18 protein-coding genes are annotated in these 16,623 nt (G+C 45.2%); 5 read left to right on the top strand and 13 right to left on the bottom strand.

The features are described 5' to 3' along the window. Positions 1–93: 93 nt before the first annotated feature. From M1D65_RS13265 to M1D65_RS13285, 5 genes are all read right to left on the bottom strand, one after another. On the bottom strand, positions 94–375 hold the full coding sequence (locus M1D65_RS13265; RefSeq protein WP_003246199.1) for a DUF1292 domain-containing protein: 282 nt from the start codon (positions 373–375) through the stop codon (positions 94–96). A gap of 17 nt (positions 376–392) precedes the next feature. After that, on the bottom strand, positions 393–809 hold the full coding sequence (gene ruvX, locus M1D65_RS13270) for a Holliday junction resolvase RuvX (protein ID WP_003229795.1): 417 nt from the start codon (positions 807–809) through the stop codon (positions 393–395). A 7-nt stretch (positions 810–816) separates the two neighbouring features. Continuing rightward, complete coding sequence (locus M1D65_RS13275) at positions 817–1,083, bottom strand: IreB family regulatory phosphoprotein (protein ID WP_003225903.1); 267 nt, start codon at positions 1,081–1,083, stop codon at positions 817–819. An 84-nt stretch (positions 1,084–1,167) separates the two neighbouring features. Further along, positions 1,168–3,804, bottom strand: coding sequence for an alanine--tRNA ligase (alaS, locus tag M1D65_RS13280; RefSeq protein WP_326154369.1), 2,637 nt, complete (start codon positions 3,802–3,804; stop codon positions 1,168–1,170). 329 nt (positions 3,805–4,133) lie between these two features. Next, a complete protein-coding gene (locus M1D65_RS13285; protein ID WP_033881628.1) occupies positions 4,134–5,195 on the bottom strand; it encodes an AI-2E family transporter in 1,062 nt (353 codons plus the stop codon). Positions 5,196–5,350: 155 nt separating this feature from the next. Between M1D65_RS13285 and M1D65_RS13290 the strand changes: the two genes are divergently transcribed. From M1D65_RS13290 to M1D65_RS13305, 4 genes are read left to right on the top strand one after another with little or no spacing between them, the layout of a single operon-like run. After that, positions 5,351–6,079 (top strand): amino acid ABC transporter ATP-binding protein, encoded by a 729-nt coding sequence (locus tag M1D65_RS13290; protein WP_032726290.1) that lies wholly within the window; start codon positions 5,351–5,353, stop codon positions 6,077–6,079. 20 nt (positions 6,080–6,099) lie between these two features. Beyond that, a complete protein-coding gene (gene glnH / locus M1D65_RS13295; protein ID WP_456270591.1) occupies positions 6,100–6,921 on the top strand; it encodes a glutamine ABC transporter substrate-binding protein GlnH in 822 nt (273 codons plus the stop codon). Between the two features lie 60 nt (positions 6,922–6,981). Next, positions 6,982–7,632 carry an amino acid ABC transporter permease gene (locus tag M1D65_RS13300; RefSeq protein WP_038829647.1) on the top strand — a complete coding sequence of 217 codons (651 nt, stop codon included), beginning with the start codon at positions 6,982–6,984 and terminating at the stop codon, positions 7,630–7,632. A 16-nt stretch (positions 7,633–7,648) separates the two neighbouring features. Beyond that, the gene (locus M1D65_RS13305) at positions 7,649–8,305 is read left to right on the top strand and encodes an amino acid ABC transporter permease (protein ID WP_003229784.1); all 657 of its coding nucleotides are present in this window, start codon (positions 7,649–7,651) and stop codon (positions 8,303–8,305) included. A gap of 34 nt (positions 8,306–8,339) precedes the next feature. Here M1D65_RS13305 and M1D65_RS13310 read toward each other — a convergent pair whose 3' ends face one another. The 8 genes from M1D65_RS13310 to cymR all read right to left on the bottom strand — a co-directional run bounded on the left by M1D65_RS13310 (position 8,340) and on the right by cymR (position 15,123). Continuing rightward, positions 8,340–8,471, bottom strand: coding sequence for a YrzQ family protein (locus tag M1D65_RS13310; protein WP_003229780.1), 132 nt, complete (start codon positions 8,469–8,471; stop codon positions 8,340–8,342). 21 nt (positions 8,472–8,492) lie between these two features. Beyond that, positions 8,493–8,684, bottom strand: a complete 192-nt coding sequence (locus M1D65_RS13315) for a hypothetical protein (protein WP_003225893.1) — start codon at positions 8,682–8,684, stop codon at positions 8,493–8,495. An 11-nt stretch (positions 8,685–8,695) separates the two neighbouring features. After that, positions 8,696–9,220: a PRC-barrel domain-containing protein gene (locus M1D65_RS13320; protein ID WP_072173323.1), complete on the bottom strand. Its 525-nt coding sequence runs from the start codon at positions 9,218–9,220 to the stop codon at positions 8,696–8,698. Between the two features lie 55 nt (positions 9,221–9,275). Beyond that, complete coding sequence (recD2, locus tag M1D65_RS13325; RefSeq protein ID WP_326154375.1) at positions 9,276–11,672, bottom strand: SF1B family DNA helicase RecD2; 2,397 nt, start codon at positions 11,670–11,672, stop codon at positions 9,276–9,278. 24 nt (positions 11,673–11,696) lie between these two features. Next, positions 11,697–12,317 carry a tetratricopeptide repeat protein gene (locus M1D65_RS13330; protein WP_326154590.1) on the bottom strand — a complete coding sequence of 207 codons (621 nt, stop codon included), beginning with the start codon at positions 12,315–12,317 and terminating at the stop codon, positions 11,697–11,699. 85 nt (positions 12,318–12,402) lie between these two features. Continuing rightward, positions 12,403–13,518, bottom strand: coding sequence for a tRNA 2-thiouridine(34) synthase MnmA (gene mnmA, locus M1D65_RS13335; RefSeq protein WP_004398509.1), 1,116 nt, complete (start codon positions 13,516–13,518; stop codon positions 12,403–12,405). A 30-nt stretch (positions 13,519–13,548) separates the two neighbouring features. Further along, on the bottom strand, positions 13,549–14,688 hold the full coding sequence (locus M1D65_RS13340; protein WP_326154377.1) for a cysteine desulfurase family protein: 1,140 nt from the start codon (positions 14,686–14,688) through the stop codon (positions 13,549–13,551). An 18-nt stretch (positions 14,689–14,706) separates the two neighbouring features. Beyond that, entirely contained in the window at positions 14,707–15,123 is a 417-nt protein-coding gene (gene cymR / locus M1D65_RS13345) for a cysteine metabolism transcriptional regulator CymR (protein ID WP_003225879.1), read from the bottom strand. A gap of 202 nt (positions 15,124–15,325) precedes the next feature. Between cymR and M1D65_RS13350 the strand changes: the two genes are divergently transcribed. Next, positions 15,326–16,591, top strand: a complete 1,266-nt coding sequence (locus M1D65_RS13350; protein WP_015714437.1) for a replication-associated recombination protein A — start codon at positions 15,326–15,328, stop codon at positions 16,589–16,591. Positions 16,592–16,623 lie beyond the last annotated feature (32 nt).

A 16,623-nucleotide genomic window follows, 5' to 3' on the forward strand; every position in this document is an offset into this window, starting at 1 on the left:
ATTGTATTTCGGCAATTTATTACAAAAAGAGGCCTGCATAAAGCAGAAAAAAGCCGGAGCAGTATAGCTCCGGCTTTGGTTTGGCGCGATGTTTTACTCTTCGTCTTCGTCCGCTAAGAATGTGTTTAGTGTTTCTTCGATCATATCCCATTCTTCGTCAGTTTCAATCGGGAATAGCTCACCGTTTTCACCGTCTTCGTTTGGCGTGAAGCTGGAAGCAAGAATTTCTACTTCTTCGTCATCTTTTGATTCGATTGGATAGTACAAGACATAAGACTTGCCAAACTCTTCGTTTTCAAATGTAAACAGCACTTCACAAAGCTGTTCATTTCCTTGATCGTCAACAATTGTAATATTTTTTTCGCCGTGTTCCATTTTCTTCACCTCTGGCTTTAATTTAAGCTGTCAAGATATCCTTGTAAAATCATAACAGCCGCCATTTTATCAATGACTTTTTTTCGTTTTTGCCTGCTGACGTCAGCTGCAATCAGCATTTTTTCAGCCGCCATTGTGGTAAGACGCTCGTCCCACAGCACAACAGGAACATTGTACGTTGTTTCAAGCACTTTCGCAAATGTTTGGCTGGCTTCGCCTCTCGGGCCGACTGTTCCGTTCATGTTCTTAGGAAAGCCGAGCACGATTTTATCTATAGTATAGTCCTTTATCAGTTCAGATAAACGGGATAAACCATAATCGCCTTCTGCTTCATTTATCTTTATGGTCTCAATGCCTTGAGCAGTCCAGCCCATTTCATCGCTCAGAGCTACACCGAGTGTTTTGGTTCCTAAATCGAGTCCTAATATTCTCATTCTTTATTTACGCCTCTTTATGCTGTTCTAAATAAGACTTTACCAATTCCTCGATTAATTCGTCTCTTTCAAGTTTGCGAATTAAATTGCGAGCGTCACGATGCCTAGGAATATAAGCGGGATCACCTGACAGCAAGTATCCGACAATCTGGTTGATTGGATTGTAGCCCTTTTCCTGAAGCGCGTCATACACTGTAATCAGCACCTCATTTACGTTAGTCTCAGCAGAATCATCGGAGAAATTAAATTTCATCGTTTTATCAAACGAGCTCACCGTTTTGCACCTCTTTCCCAAATTCGCAGGCAAAGTTCAGCCTGGGGTCCTAATCTTACCATCATTCTACACTACATGGGCGAATTATAAAACGGATTTCACCCAATCTTCTACAGAAGCCAAAGCTTCTTCTAATTTTTCCGGCTGTTTACCGCCTGCCTGCGCCATGTCCGGACGGCCTCCGCCGCCTCCGCCACAAACTTCCGCAGCTTGTTTAACCAGCTTGCCGGCGTGAAGGCCTTTCTCAATGAGGTCCTTTGTGACTCCTGCAGAGATATTAACTTTATCGTTTTGTACCGCACCAAGCACGATCACCGCAGAGCCAAGCTTTGCTTTGAGTTCATCGACCATAGTGCGGAGATGATTCATGTCTTTTGCATTTACTTTTGCCGCAAGCACGTTTACGCCGTCAACTTCTTTTACTTTCGACAGGATTGCTCCTGCTTCCACATTGCCTAGTTTTGCAAGAAGAGATTCATTTTCTCTATGTGCTTCCTTCAGTTCAGCCTGCAGAGCCGCGACCCGTTTCGGCACTTCTTTGATATTTGTTTTCAGCTCGTCAGCGGTCTGCTTCAATACAGAAATCTGGCTGTTCATTTCGACGTAAGCGCCTTGTCCCGTTACAGCTTCAATACGTCTTGTGCCTGCGCCGATTCCGGATTCAGAAACGATTTTAAACAAGCCGATTTCTGCTGTATTTCTGACATGGCAGCCGCCGCACAGCTCTAAGCTGTAATCTCCAACTTGAACGACACGGACAATATCGCCATATTTCTCGCCGAACAGTGCCATCGCACCCATTTCTTTTGCTTCAGCGATCGGTTTCAAATCAATGCTGACCGGGATGCTCGCCCAGATCTTTTCGTTTACGATTCTTTCAATTTGTTCGAGCTCTTCTTTTGTCACTTGGCCAAAGTGCGAGAAGTCAAAACGAAGACGGTTTTCCGTTACAAGAGAGCCCGCCTGATTGACATGAGTTCCAAGAACATCTTTTAGAGCCTGATGCAATAAATGCGTTGCCGTGTGGTTTTTAATGACGCCGCTTCTCATATGGTCTTCAACTTCAGCCGTAACATGCAGGCCTTTTTGAACAGTACCGCTCTCTACAACACCTTCATGCACATGCTGGCCGTTCGGCGCTTTTTGAACATCTTTAATTCTTACAACGGCCTGCTCGTTTCGGAGATAGCCTTTATCGCCGATTTGGCCGCCGCTTTCTGCATAGAACGGTGTTTCATCAAGAATGATTTGAACGCTTTCTCCTTCATGAGCCTCTTCAATTAATTGGCCGTCCTGAAGAAGCACAATGATATTGGCATCAGCTTTGGTTTGAGAGTAGCCGACAAATGTGCTTTCATCTGTCACGTCGCGCAGTGCGCCGCCCTGCACCTGCATGCTGCCGACATCCTGGCGGGCGTTTCTTGCCCGTTCACGCTGCTGGTTCATTTCCTCCTCAAAGCCCTCATGGTCAACCGTCATGTTCTCGTCTTCTGCGTATTCTTCAGTCAATTCAACCGGGAATCCATACGTATCATACAGTTTAAACACATCAGCACCTGAGATAACGCTGCTGCCCTTGTCTTTTTCTTTTTTGATCATTTCTGACAGGATCGCAAGCCCTTCATTAAGGGTCTCATGGAAGCGTTCTTCCTCGGTTTTAATGACTTTTGCGATGAAATCCGCTTTCTCTTTCACTTCAGGATAGAAATCAGCCATGATTTCTGCGACAACCGGCACTAAATCAAACATGAACGGACGATGGATGTTGATCGTTTTGGCATAACGCACGGCACGGCGTAATAAGCGTCTTAATACATAGCCGCGGCCTTCATTTGACGGCAGCGCACCGTCACTGACAGCAAAGGCAACCGTTCTGATATGGTCAGCAATCACTTTAAACGCAGTGTCTTTCACATTATCTTTGCCATATGTTTCACCAGAAATCGATTCTGTTGCTTTAATGATCGGAACAAACAAATCGGTGTCAAAGTTTGTCGGAACATTCTGGATGACAGATACCATTCTTTCAAGACCCATGCCTGTATCAATATTTTTCTTTGGAAGCGGTGTGTACGTGCCGTCAGGGTTATGGTTGAACTCTGAGAACACAAGGTTCCATACTTCCAGGTAACGGTCGTTTTCCCCGCCTGGGTAAAGCTCCGGATCTTCTGGATCATTACCGTATGCTTCACCGCGGTCGTAAAAGATCTCCGTATTCGGTCCGCTCGGCCCTTCACCGATATCCCAGAAGTTCCCTTCCAGACGGATAATTCTTTCTTCAGGAATACCGATTTTTTTCGCCCAAAACTCATATGCCTCTTCATCTTCAGGATGAACCGTAACAGAGAGAAGCTCTTTGTCGAAGCCAATCCACTTGTCGCTCGTTAAAAACTCCCAAGCCCATGTAATGGCTTCTTCTTTGAAATAATCGCCGATGGAAAAGTTTCCGAGCATTTCAAAGAAAGTGTGATGCCGCGCAGTTTTACCTACATTTTCTATATCGTTTGTTCTGATCGCTTTTTGAGCGTTTACGATTCTTGGATTTTCCGGCACGACACGGCCGTCAAAATATTTTTTCAGTGTCGCAACACCGCTGTTGATCCAAAGCAGTGAAGGATCCTCATGAGGCACTAATGACGCGCTTGGCTCTACCGCATGTCCTTTTTCTTTAAAGAAATCCAAAAACATTTGACGCACTTCCGCAGAAGTTAAGTGTTTCATTGTATTTCCTCCTCTATAAAAATCGAAATTCTCTTCAGTGACAGCAAAAAAGCCCTCCCCCTATGCAAACCAACGTTTACACAGGGACGAGAGCTGTCTCGCGGTACCACCCTGATTACGGGCATTATTCGCCCGTCACCTTTAACCCTGTAACGCAGGATAAGCGGCAGTGATTAACTGCACTCAGGATTAGCTTCCTCCGATCTTCTGATAAAGCTCCTTTCAGCTTATGGAGCTTCTCTCTTTAACAGGGCTTCGGCGTACTCAGATCCGTCACTCGAGATTCGTATGTATTCTACGAGAAATTATAGACAAGCGGCACGCCGATGTCAATGCTCCGTCCTCATCCGCAAAAAATGGATCATCATTACTTTTAAAACAGCCGTCGCAGGAACAGCCAGAATCATCCCGACGATTCCCGCAAGCTCCCCTCCGGCAAGAAGCGCAAGCATGATAACCACCGGATGCATTTTAAGGCTTCTGCCGACAATGAACGGACTGAGGATATTTCCTTCCATAAACTGCAGAATAAACACCGTAATCACCACAACAAGAACCGCCTTGACTGAGATCGTCATCGCAATTAACAACGCAGGAACAGCTCCGATGAAAGGGCCAAAATACGGGATAACATTCGTTACTCCAGAAATAAGGCCAAGTATCAGCGGATATGGAAGCCCAAATACCCAGAACGAAATGCCTGCAATCACGCCAAGAATCAAGCAGACCAAAAGCTGGCCGCGGATATAATCGCCAAGCGAATCATCCACATCCCGCAAAAAGGCGCTGCCCCGCTTTCTCCACGACTTCGGAGTCAAGTACCATACTGTCTTTTTCATTAACTCAATGTCCTTCACCATATAAAACACGAGAAAAGGGATTGTTGCAGCAATTAAGAAGTAATCAAGCACATTGCGGATCCCGCTGATCGCACCCTCGATCGTTCCCGCAAAAAACGTCTCCGTCTGGCGGATCATTTTATCTATACGGTGATGCATACCATCAGGCCAGTCATCCGTATGGTTATGCACATGAAGAAGAAGCCCGTTATACGTTTCGGCAAACATGGGTATATTTTCTGACAAATCCGTCAGCTGCACGATTAAAACAGGCACCCCTTTATACAACGCCCAGCCAATCCCGCCAAAAAAAAGAACATAAATGACCAAGATGCTCAAAGTCCTAGGCAATCCTTTGCCATGCAGCCATTCCGTGACCGGAAGCAATAAATAAGATATAAAAATAGAAATGATCAAGGGAATAAAGATCGTTTTTATGACGAGCCAAAAGGGTGACCATAACATATCAAGCATAAAAAAGACATAGACTGTTAACAGAACCAGCAAACAAATAGCCACCCACAACAAAAGCTGCACCGGTTTTTGGAGCATCTGCTTTCACCTCACCTATATCTTTTGAGGTTTACACGGAATTATTCTTTATGTTTCTTTAGTCAGTCAGAAGTCATGGACATTTTTTCACATTTAATTTTCAGAAAAGTTTGATCATTTACTTTTTGGTCAAATTTTCTGATAGGAGGATTGCGATGATCACATTTCAAAATGTAAACAAGCATTACGGAGATTTTCACGTGTTAAAACAAATTAATCTTCAAATCGAAAAAGGTGAAGTCGTTGTTATCATCGGCCCATCCGGTTCCGGTAAAAGCACATTGCTCAGATGCATCAACAGACTTGAGACGATCAATGAGGGAGTGCTCACAGTAAACGGCACCGCCATTAACGACAGAAAAACTGATATCAATAAAGTGCGGCAAAATATCGGGATGGTGTTTCAGCACTTTCATTTATATCCACATAAAACAGTGCTGCAGAACATCATGCTGGCTCCGGTAAAAGTGCTTAGACAATCACCTGAACAAGCAAAGGAAACGGCGCGGTACTATCTTGAAAAAGTCGGCATCCCAGACAAGGCTGACGCCTATCCTTCCCAGCTTTCCGGCGGGCAGCAGCAGCGTGTTGCCATCGCAAGAGGACTGGCGATGAAGCCGGAGGTCATGCTGTTTGACGAGCCGACATCAGCACTTGATCCTGAAATGATCGGCGAGGTGTTAGATGTCATGAAAACACTCGCAAAAGAAGGCATGACTATGGTTGTCGTGACACACGAAATGGGGTTTGCCAAAGAAGTTGCCGACCGAATTGTCTTCATTGACGGAGGAAAAATTTTAGAAGAAGCAATGCCGGCTGAGTTTTACGCGAACCCAAAGGAAGAACGGGCCCGCTTATTCTTAAGCCGTATTTTAAATCATTAAAACAGAATGGGGGAGCTTGTATGAAAAAGATTTTTTCTTTAGCATTGATTTCTTTATTCGCTGTCATCTTGCTTGCCGCTTGCGGCAGCAAGGGATCAAACGGAGAAGCCTCAAAGGAGAGCAAAAAAGATACGCTAGCCGCCATTAAAGACAATGACAAAATTGTCTTCGGTGTAAAAACGGACACTCGACTGTTCGGTCTTAAAAATCCAAGCTCAGGTGAGATTGAGGGTTTTGATATTGATATAGCCAAACAAATCGCTAAAGACATTTTAGGTGATGAGAAAAAAGCTGAATTTAAAGAGGTCACCTCAAAAACAAGGATTCCTATGCTGCAAAACGGGGATATCGACGCCATTGTCGCCACAATGACGATCACTGATGAACGAAAAAAGGAAGTTGACTTTTCTGATGTCTATTTCGAGGCCGGGCAATCGCTTCTCGTGAAAAAAGGCAGCAAAATCAAGAGTGTCGAGGATCTTGACAAAGGCTCAAAAGTTCTTGCAGTAAAAGGCTCCACCTCCTCTCAAAACATTCGTGAAAAGGCGCCTGAAGCATCTGTTTTAGAATTTGAAAACTACGCAGAAGCCTTTACAGCCCTTAAATCGGGGCAAGGCGATGCCCTCACCACAGATAATGCGATTTTATATGGAATGGCCGATGAAAATAAAAATTATCAATTAACAGGAAAGCCTTTTACAGATGAGCCTTACGGGATCGCCGTGAAAGAAGGGCAATCTGCTCTCGCGAAAGAAATCAACGCTTCACTTAAAAAGATGAAGTCGGATGGCAGATACGATGAAATTTATAAAAAATGGATCAAAGAAGACCCAGCTGAATAACAACCATCCCGGGATGAGCAGGCGATGCTCATCCCAATTTGATAAGGAGTGAATAGGCAGATGAATGTGTCAATTCTTTTCGATAACTTCGGCATGTATATGGACGGTTTTTACCATACCTTGCTCGCAAGTGTTATCGCGCTGGCCGGCAGTTTTGTCCTCGGCGTCGCTGTAGCGGTTATGAGAATAACAGTCTTTAAGCCGCTGCAATGGCTAGGGACCGCATATGTAGAATTCATCCGCAACATCCCTCTTCTTTTAATTACCTTTGTTTTCTATTTCGGACTTCCAAACGCAGGCCTGAGGCTTGACGGTTTTCAAGCGGGAACGGTTGCTCTCACCATTTATACCTCTGCGTTTATCGCTGAAGCCATCAGAGCAGGCATCCAGTCTGTTTCAAAAGGACAGATGGAAGCGGCACGCTCGTCAGGCTTTACCTACAGCCAAGCCATGCTCCATATCATTTTGCCGCAGGCAATCAAAATCGTCATTCCGCCTTTAGGCAATCAATTTTTAAACTTAGTCAAAAACTCTTCGATTCTTGGGGTTGTGGCCGGATTGGATCTTATGTACCAAGCCGATTTAGTTTCGTCGAGCACACTCGTTGTATTTGATGTTTATATTTTTGTGGCGCTTTTTTACTTAGTGCTGACGATTCCGCTTAGCATCGGTGTTAACTATCTGGAAAAACGGCTGGAAAAAAGCTATTGATAAGGAGTGAGTTACATTGGATTTCATCGGTGCTTATTCACAGGAGCATTTAGCGTTTTTATGGGATGGCTTTCTCGTCACCTTGTACGTTGCTTTCATCTCCATCATTCTGAGCTTTTTCTTCGGTTTAATCGCAGGCACCCTGCGTTATGCGAAAGTTCCCGTTCTTTCTCAATTGATTGCGGTTCTCGTTGAAACGATCAGAAACCTCCCCTTGCTGTTAATTATTTTCTTTACGTTTTTTGCCCTTCCGGAAATTGGTATTAAGCTTGAAATAACAGCTGCTGCAATTACAGCACTAACGATTTTTGAATCCGCTATGCTATCTGAAATTATCCGAAGCGGACTGAAATCAATTGACAAAGGACAAATTGAAGCGGCGCGCTCCTCCGGGCTGAGCTATACACAGACCCTGTTCTTTATCGTTATGCCGCAAGCGCTTCGCCGCATGGTTCCGCCCATCGTAAGCCAGTTTATTTCTTTATTAAAAGATACATCGCTCGCTGTTGTGATCGCCCTGCCTGAACTGATTCACAACGCGCAAATTATTAACGGCCAAAGCGCAGACGGCAGTTATTTTTTCCCGATCTTTTTACTTGCGGCCCTTATGTATTTCGCAGTCAACTACAGCCTTTCACTCGCAGCAAGACGCCTCGAGGTCCGGCAAACATAGAAAAGGATACTCTTTGGAGAGTATCCTTTTTGCATTAAAACATTTTCGTAATTCTTCTTCTCATCCGCTTCATGCTTCGATTATTCAGCATGTCAGATTGAGTCGCCATTCGGTACACGAGAGCTCCGGCTCCCATTGCCAAAAGAGAAGTCATCGTCCGATTCATCCTGCGCATCTCCTTTCATGATTAAAAATTGATGCTGCGTTCATCCTCAGAAAACAAATCATCCAAGCTGCTTAACGTTCCGTCTTCTTCCACCTGATGAGTTGCAATCTTCCCTTTCGCCACTGTCAGTTCAATAAAACAGCCCCAGCAATAATATTGGTTCACGCCGATTTTGCCGATATCCTTACTTTTGCAATTCGGGCATATAAGCATACCTCACACCTCTATCCGTTCAGAACGATCTCGTCTTTCCGCACCTCGACAAGCGAATCCGCTCTTTGGATCTGGCGCTTGCTTCCCGCCAGGTCAGAAAAGAAACCGTCCGAGAGTTCATATGCTACGATTATGCCCCTGTCCAAACAAAAGTATACATCTTCCAGCATCCCCAATATATCGCCCTCTTGCGATTTCACAAGCTTCATCTTCATCTGCTCGTATGTGAAGCATGATTTCGGAAGAGGCAAAAGCTGTTCTGAACTGACCGAAGCCAATATGCGGTCATCAAGAATGGAAGAGATATCACACGCCCGTAATAGCGCATGATGATGATGCAAAAAGCGTTTTTGTGCAAGAATAAACCCAAGACAATCTCCTTTCAGAGAAAAACAAATATCGGAAATTGTCCCGAGATAACTAGAAGTTCGTTCTGAGTATACTGGGAATCCTTCTACTTCATGGCATGTTCTCAAAGTGTGATCAACCACCTTTTGTTGAACAGGCTTAGGTTTTGCTTTGCGCCTTAGACTCATACGATGAAATCAATTCCACTGCAAATGAAAAAACTCCCGCTTGCACGGGAGCATTTTATTGCTGTTCTTCTTTCATAAAATCGAATGGTGTAATGCCTTCCATGCCAATGTTGGCGTCGTGTACGCTGAACGGGAGCTCTTTTTGCAAAGCCTCAAGCTCGGCATCCATTTCCTCAACCTGTACGGACAGCCTGTTTTTCAAGGAGGTCTGTCTGACAGTTGCATCATTATTTTTTACGCCCCACTCCAGCGCCTCCTCCTCACCGCATAAAATGAGAAATTTCTTTGCTCTTGTAATCGCGGTATAAAGAAGGTTTCTTCTGAGCATTCTATAATAGCCTTTCACAACAGGCAAAACCACAATCGGAAATTCACTTCCCTGCGATTTATGAATAGAACAGCAATACGCATGGGTAAATTGATTAAAATCTTTTTTCGTAAACGTCATTTCATTGCCATCAAAAGAAACAACGGCCATGTCTTCTTTTTCTGTATTTTCCTTTGCATAAAATATCGACGTGATTTCGCCAATATCTCCGTTGAATACATTGTTTTCCGGCTGATTGACAAGCTGCAAAATTTTATCTCCGGTTCTGTAGACAACATCCCCGAACTTCAATTCTCTCCGTTTTTCTTTAGGAGGATTTAAAATGTCCTGCAGCATCACATTCAATTCATTAATGCCGGCTTTTCCTCTGTACATCGGAGCGAGGACCTGAATGTCCTTTGCTGTATAGCCTTTTTTCAATGCATTGGCGACAACCTTCTCAACTACTTCTTTGATTTGCGACCCGCCGCAGCGAATAAAGGAACGGTCCTTTGTCGGGGCAGTCAAATTGTTCGGCAGCAATCCATTTTTCATCTGGTGGGCAAGCTCGACGATTGATGACCCCTCCGCCTGGCGATAGATGTCTGTCAGTCTCACAGTCGGAATCACCTGGGATGCCAGCAAGTCTCTGAGCACTTGTCCCGGACCGACAGAAGGCAGCTGGTCTTCGTCTCCGACAATGATGATTTGTATATGATCAGGGATCGCCTTGAACAAATGATTCGCCAGCCAAATATCAAGCATACTGGCTTCATCGATAATTAACAGCTTCCCTTCGATCGGCTGATCCTCTGTATGAGTAAAGCCTTCAGCACCGTTCCAGCCAAGCAGCCTGTGTATCGTGACTGCAGGGAGTCCCGTTGATTCACTCATCCGTTTTGCTGCTCTCCCTGTCGGAGCGGCCAAAACAATCGGAAAAGCTTCATCCTTTTTATAAGCTGACGGATCTAGTGACACACCGTGAAGCTCTCCGTAGAGCTCGACAATCCCTCTGATTACCGTCGTTTTCCCTGTTCCAGGACCGCCTGTTAAAAGAAGCATCGGCGAGGAAAGGGCTTTTTGAATCGCTTCCTTCTGGCTGGGGGCATACTGAACGTTCATCCGTTCTTCCAGTTCTCCCAACGCGAGCAAAAACTCTGATTCGGGAAACTGGTTCTCATATTCGGTTTGGCTAGCGATATGTTTCACACGCTTTGCAACGTTTTGTTCTGCGTAAAACAGCGAAGGAAAATAACAGCGGCCATCTTCTATGACAATGTCTTTATTTTCTCCAAGGGCAATAATCGCGTTAGCGGCATCCATTTCTGTGATGCGCTGCCCTTCCCTTGCTGACTGGTTTAACAGTGATTGAGTGTCGATGATCAGCTGTTCCGTTTCTATGTACGTGTGCCCCTCTGACAGACAAGTCGTTTCAAGCGTGTACAAAATAGCAGCTTTTACCCGCTCAGGATGGTTACCCGAAAGACCCATTCTGCTGCCCAGCTCATCCGCTTTCCCAAACCCGATGCCTTCTACATCCTTCACAAGCTGATAAGGATTTTCCTGAATCTTTTCAAGCGTCTCGGATTCATAGGCTTGATAGATTTTCATAGACAGCTGCGGGCCAAAGCCAAACTGATTCAAGGAAATCATGATTTGCTCCAGTCCCTGATGCCGCTGCAATGCGCCAGCCAGCGTGTCGGCTTTCTTTTTTGAGAGTCTAGGAACATCATAAAGCACTGAAGCATCAGCCAATATTTTATTAATGGCGCTGTCGCCCAGCTTTTTCACAATTTCTTCAGCTGTTTTTTTGCCGATCCCCTCGAATAAATCACTCGATAAATATTGAATGATGCCTTCCTTAGTCGTTGGAATCTCCTTTTTGAAATGCTCCGCCTGAAATTGGAGCCCGAACTTTGGATGGGTTACGATCTTTCCGTAAAACGTGTAGGTCTCTTCTTCTTGAAGCGCAGGGAAGTAGCCCGTCACGGATACGGCTTTATCTTCAAAGGCTTCGGAGGTCTCTGTGACTTTCACTTTCAGAACCGTATATAAATTGGTGTCATTATGATAGATGACTGTGTTGACTGTCCCTTTTAAATAGGGCTCTTCCTCCAGTTTAAGCTGATCCGGATGCTGCTGCACGAGCTGTCCCTCCTCCTGTGCCTGTTATGATGGATCAATCAGTTTTTTAGCATGAAGCGCAAGCATATGATCTGGCTGGATATCAATTGCCTTGTCCAGCATTTCAAGCGCTTTTTCTCGGTTTTCTTTATAAGCATAAGCGACACCGGCATTATAAAATGCATCTGCATGCCCCGCGTCTTGCTCTGTCACAGCTGCGAATTGGCTGAGCGCTTCGTCCAGCATGCCCTCGTTGGCTAAGCACATCCCGAATTGAAAACGCGCTTCCGTATCGTTTTCATTCAGTTCGACCGCTCTTTGTAAATATGGCAGTGCAAGCTTAGGCTGTTCGAGCTTGACAAGTACCGTTCCGAGCATGTAAAACAGGTCGCCGTTTTCCATCCCCGCACGAAGCGCTTTTTCAAACATGTCTTTGGCTTCTTTGTACATTTCTTTTACAACATAGACATTTCCTGCTCCATAATAAGCAGTGGCTGCGCTATTGTCTAATTCAAGCGCTTTATCATAAAACGCAAGCGCACGTTCCAGCTCGTTTACGGATGAAAGCAGGTTGGCAAAATTGATATACGGAATCGCGTCTTCTTTATTTTCTTCAATCGCTTTTGTAAATGCCTCTGCCGCTTTCTCGTAATCGCCTTCCTGCATCGCCTCTATACCGAGTTGATTATAATCCACCGATCATCTTCCTTTCATTAAAAAACCCCAACTCAGTGTTGAGGTTTTTCATCTTTTATACGTACCACAATTTTGTTCCGTCTTTGTACACATCATCAATTGTCCCGCCGCCAAGGCATTCTTCGCCGTCATAGAAGACAACGGCTTGTCCAGGCGTTACAGCGCGGACTTGTTCATCAAAGATGACTTCCGCTTCACCCTCGCCAGTCATGCGCACCGTTACTTTATGATCCTCTTGGCGGTAACGGAATTTTGCCGTGCAGGAAATCTCTTCGCCCTTCATGATATCCGAACGTACCCAGCTGATATTTGTTGCTGTGATTTTGTCGGAATATAAAAGAGGGTTATGGAACCCTTGATCTACGTAGAGGATGTTCTTTTCAAGATCTTTCCCTACCGCAAACCACGGCTCGCCGCTTCCGCCGATGCCAAGGCCGTGACGCTGTCCGATCGTATAGTACATCAACCCGTCGTGGCGGCCTTTTACTTCGCCGTCCATCGTCATCATATCGCCCGGCTGTGCAGGGAGATATTGGCTGAGAAACGTTTTGAAGTTGCGTTCGCCGATAAAGCAGATGCCTGTACTGTCTTTTTTCGTCGCTGTTGCAAGTTCTGCTTCTTTGGCGATTTCACGCACACGGCTTTTTTGAAGTTCACCGATCGGGAACATGACTTTGCTCAGCGTATCTTCTGTCAGCTGATTCAAGAAGTACGTTTGATCCTTGTTTTCATCAATGCCGCGCAGCATTCTGACTTTTCCGCCGCTTCTGTCTACTCTTGCATAGTGGCCAGTCGCTAAATAGTCGGCGCCAAGTGACAATGCATGCTCTAAAAAGGCCTTGAATTTAATTTCTTTGTTGCACAGTACATCCGGGTTTGGTGTTCTGCCTGCTTTATATTCATCAAGGAAGTATTGAAATACCTTCTCATAATATTGCTTTTCAAAGTTTACGGCATAATACGGAATTCCGATTTGGTTGCAGACGCGGATCACATCTTCATAATCCTCTGTCGCCGTGCAAAAACCGTTTTCGTCCGTATCATCCCAGTTTTTCATAAAGATTCCGATTACATCATAGCCCTGTTCTTTTAACAGCAGGGCCGCCACAGATGAGTCTACTCCGCCGGACATGCCGACGACGACTCTTGTATCCTCCGGCCGTTTTTCCATTTCATTCACTCCAATTACTACGCCGCCTTATTATGTCAGCCGTTTGACAACGTCGGCTACATGTTTGGCAGCAGTTTTCACTTGCTCAGCCGTATTGCCGAGGCCGAAGCTGATTCGAATAGAGGACGTCAGCCGGTCACTCTCTTCGCCGAACATAGCGATCAGAACATGTGACGGCAGGACTGAACCGGCCGTACACGCTGAACCGCTGGAGACAGCGACACCCGCCATATCAAGATTGACCAGCAGCGCTTCCACTGACACACCGGGGAAATAAAGATTCAGAACATGCGGCAGACTATGCTCTTTGTCCCCGTTGATCTCGAATGCCACACCTGCATCTCTAAGCGTGTCGGCAAAGATTGCTTTAAACGATTGATACTTCTCGTTTTTTTCGTCCCGTTCTTCACTTGACAGCTTGATCGCTTCTTTCAGCCCGACAATGCCTGGAACATTTTCGGTTCCGGCACGGCGTTTTCTTTCTTGCTCTCCTCCGAATAAAAGCGGTGAAAGCTTCACATCTTTACTAGCATATAAAAAGCCTGTCCCTTTTGGCCCGTTGAGCTTGTGCCCGGAAACAGACAGAAGGTCAATATGGCTGTTTTTCACATCAATTGGCAGCAACCCGAATGCCTGAACAGCATCTGTATGAAAATAAGCTTTGTGTTCCTTTAACAGCACACCGATTTCTTCGATCGGCTGCACTGTTCCAACTTCATTATTTCCATACATCACTGTCACAAGGATTGTATCATCACGCAGTGCTTCTTTCACCTGTTTTGCACTGACTCTCCCATTTTGGTCAACGTCCAGATACGTTATGTCAAATCCGTCTTCCTCAAGTTTTTCACATGTGTGAAGCACGGCGTGATGCTCAATTTTTGTTGTGACGATATGTCTGCCAAGATTTTTTCTTGCAAGTGCGGTTCCCATGATCGCCAAGTTATCAGCTTCCGTTCCCCCGCTTGTAAAAATGATCTCCTGCTCTGCCGCTCCGATTTCTGCTGCGATCTGCGCTCTTGCTTCATCCACCCATTTTCGAGATTCTCTGCCAAATGAATGAATACTGGAGGGATTACCGAAACTGCCGGAGAAGTGCGGTATCATTTTTTCCAGCACGCGCTCATCCATCGGAGACGTTGCGGCATGATCTAAATAAATCCGTTCCATTATGTTTACACCTCTGATCTAAATATAGAACATATAAGCTTCTTGCTCTCCGTCTGTATAGCTGGCAAGATCCTCTAATGTTGTACTGTCTAAAACCTCTTTTACAGCATCCCGGATGCGAATCCAGAGCTCACGCTTGGCAGGCTCCTCATCTTCCAGCACTTCAACAGGGCTGATCGGCCCCTCAAGCACACGGATAATATCTCCCGCGGTAATGGCATCCGGCTCACTGCCTAATACATATCCGCCATATGCGCCTCTGATGCTTTTCACTAAACCGGCATTTCTGAGCGGCGATACCAGCTGCTCCAAATAATGCTCGGACAAATTATTCGTCTGTGCGATGCTTTTTAATGAAGTCGGGCCTTCACCGTGCTTTTTTGCAAGCTCGATCATAATGGTGAGCCCGTATCTTCCCTTAGTTGATATTTTCAACATGAACACCTCTGTTATTTCATGATTTTCCACATTTATAATGGTAATTTCTATATGTTTCGTCCGTTTATTATCTTATAGACCAACTGTTATTATAACATACCTTCAGCGAATTTTCATTGAGGCAGAAGGAAAGGGGCCTTTACCCTTTTCTAATGTACGGTTTTCCGTTACCCTGTAATTAAGTAAGGAGAGATGATAGATGAAGCCATTGGCATATCGGATGCGTCCGACAAAAATAGAGGATATTATCGGCCAGCAGCATCTGGTGGCTGAAGATAAAATTATTGGCAGAATGGTCCAGGCAAAACATTTGTCATCCATGATTTTGTACGGGCCGCCCGGAATTGGAAAAACATCAATCGCAACAGCAATCGCCGGTTCAACAAGTATTGCTTTTCGAAAGCTGAATGCTGTCATTAACAATAAAAAAGATATGGAAATCGTAGCTCAGGAAGCCAAGATGTCCGGCCAAGTGATTTTGATTCTGGATGAAGTCCACAGACTGGATAAAGGAAAACAGGATTTTCTATTACCCTATTTAGAAAACGGGATGATTATTTTGATCGGAGCAACGACGGCTAACCCGTATCATGCCATTAATCCGGCGATCAGAAGCCGGACCCAGATTTTTGAGCTTGAACCGTTAACACCTGATTTGATTAAACAGGCACTGGAACGTGCGCTCCATGATGAGCATCGGGGCCTTGGCACCTATTCTGTATCCATTGATGATCAGGCGATGGAGCATTTTGCCCACGGATGCGGAGGAGATGTCCGCTCCGCTTTAAATGCGCTTGAGCTTGCCGTGTTGTCAACGAAGGAGTCAGCAGACGGTGAAATTCACATTACATTAGAAACCGCGGAAGAATGCTTGCAGAAAAAAAGCTTTTCTCACGATAAAGATGGTGACGCGCATTATGATGTACTGTCCGCTTTTCAAAAATCGATCCGCGGCTCTGATGCCAACGCTGCTCTTCACTATTTGGCTAGATTAATTGAAGCCGGTGATCTGGAGAGCATCGCAAGACGATTGCTTGTTATCGCCTATGAAGATATCGGTTTAGCAAGCCCGCAAGCCGGCCCTAGAGTGCTGAACGCTATTCAGACCGCTGAGCGAGTCGGGTTTCCTGAAGCGCGAATCCCGCTGGCCAACGCAGTTATTGAGCTTTGCCTCTCACCGAAATCAAACTCTGCCATTCTGGCAATCGATGAGGCCCTGGCAGATATCAGAGCCGGAAAAATTGGGGATGTCCCGAAGCATTTAAAAGACGCGCATTATAAAGGAGCTCAGGAATTAGGAAGAGGAATCGACTATAAATACCCGCACAATTACGACAACGGTTGGGTCGAACAACAATACCTCCCTGATCCTCTGAAAAATAAGCAATACTATAAGCCGAAACAGACAGGAAAATTCGAATCCGCCTTAAAGCAGGTGTACGATAAATTAATGAAAAGAAAATAAAACAAAAACAGCCTTGATCATCAAGGCTGTTT

It is taken from the genome of Bacillus sp. JZ39 (genome assembly GCF_053903145.1).

What these genes read in the sequence shown, in the direction of transcription:
- M1D65_RS13310 (WP_003229780.1), bottom strand. Translation starts at nt 8,471, where the DNA reads ATGAATCGGACGATGACTTCTCTTTTGGCAATGGGAGCCGGAGCTCTC.
- ruvX (WP_003229795.1), bottom strand. Translation starts at nt 809, where the DNA reads ATGAGAATATTAGGACTCGATTTAGGAACCAAAACACTCGGTGTAGCT.
- mnmA (WP_004398509.1), bottom strand. Translation starts at nt 13,518, where the DNA reads ATGGAAAAACGGCCGGAGGATACAAGAGTCGTCGTCGGCATGTCCGGC.
- M1D65_RS13290 (WP_032726290.1), top strand. Translation starts at nt 5,351, where the DNA reads ATGATCACATTTCAAAATGTAAACAAGCATTACGGAGATTTTCACGTG.
- glnH (WP_456270591.1), top strand. Translation starts at nt 6,100, where the DNA reads ATGAAAAAGATTTTTTCTTTAGCATTGATTTCTTTATTCGCTGTCATC.
- M1D65_RS13340 (WP_326154377.1), bottom strand. Translation starts at nt 14,688, where the DNA reads ATGGAACGGATTTATTTAGATCATGCCGCAACGTCTCCGATGGATGAG.
- M1D65_RS13265 (WP_003246199.1), bottom strand. Translation starts at nt 375, where the DNA reads ATGGAACACGGCGAAAAAAATATTACAATTGTTGACGATCAAGGAAAT.
- M1D65_RS13300 (WP_038829647.1), top strand. Translation starts at nt 6,982, where the DNA reads ATGAATGTGTCAATTCTTTTCGATAACTTCGGCATGTATATGGACGGT.
- alaS (WP_326154369.1), bottom strand. Translation starts at nt 3,804, where the DNA reads ATGAAACACTTAACTTCTGCGGAAGTGCGTCAAATGTTTTTGGATTTC.
- M1D65_RS13350 (WP_015714437.1), top strand. Translation starts at nt 15,326, where the DNA reads ATGAAGCCATTGGCATATCGGATGCGTCCGACAAAAATAGAGGATATT.
- M1D65_RS13285 (WP_033881628.1), bottom strand. Translation starts at nt 5,195, where the DNA reads ATGCTCCAAAAACCGGTGCAGCTTTTGTTGTGGGTGGCTATTTGTTTG.
- M1D65_RS13315 (WP_003225893.1), bottom strand. Translation starts at nt 8,684, where the DNA reads ATGCTTATATGCCCGAATTGCAAAAGTAAGGATATCGGCAAAATCGGC.
- M1D65_RS13330 (WP_326154590.1), bottom strand. Translation starts at nt 12,317, where the DNA reads ATGCAGGAAGGCGATTACGAGAAAGCGGCAGAGGCATTTACAAAAGCG.
- M1D65_RS13320 (WP_072173323.1), bottom strand. Translation starts at nt 9,220, where the DNA reads ATGAGTCTAAGGCGCAAAGCAAAACCTAAGCCTGTTCAACAAAAGGTG.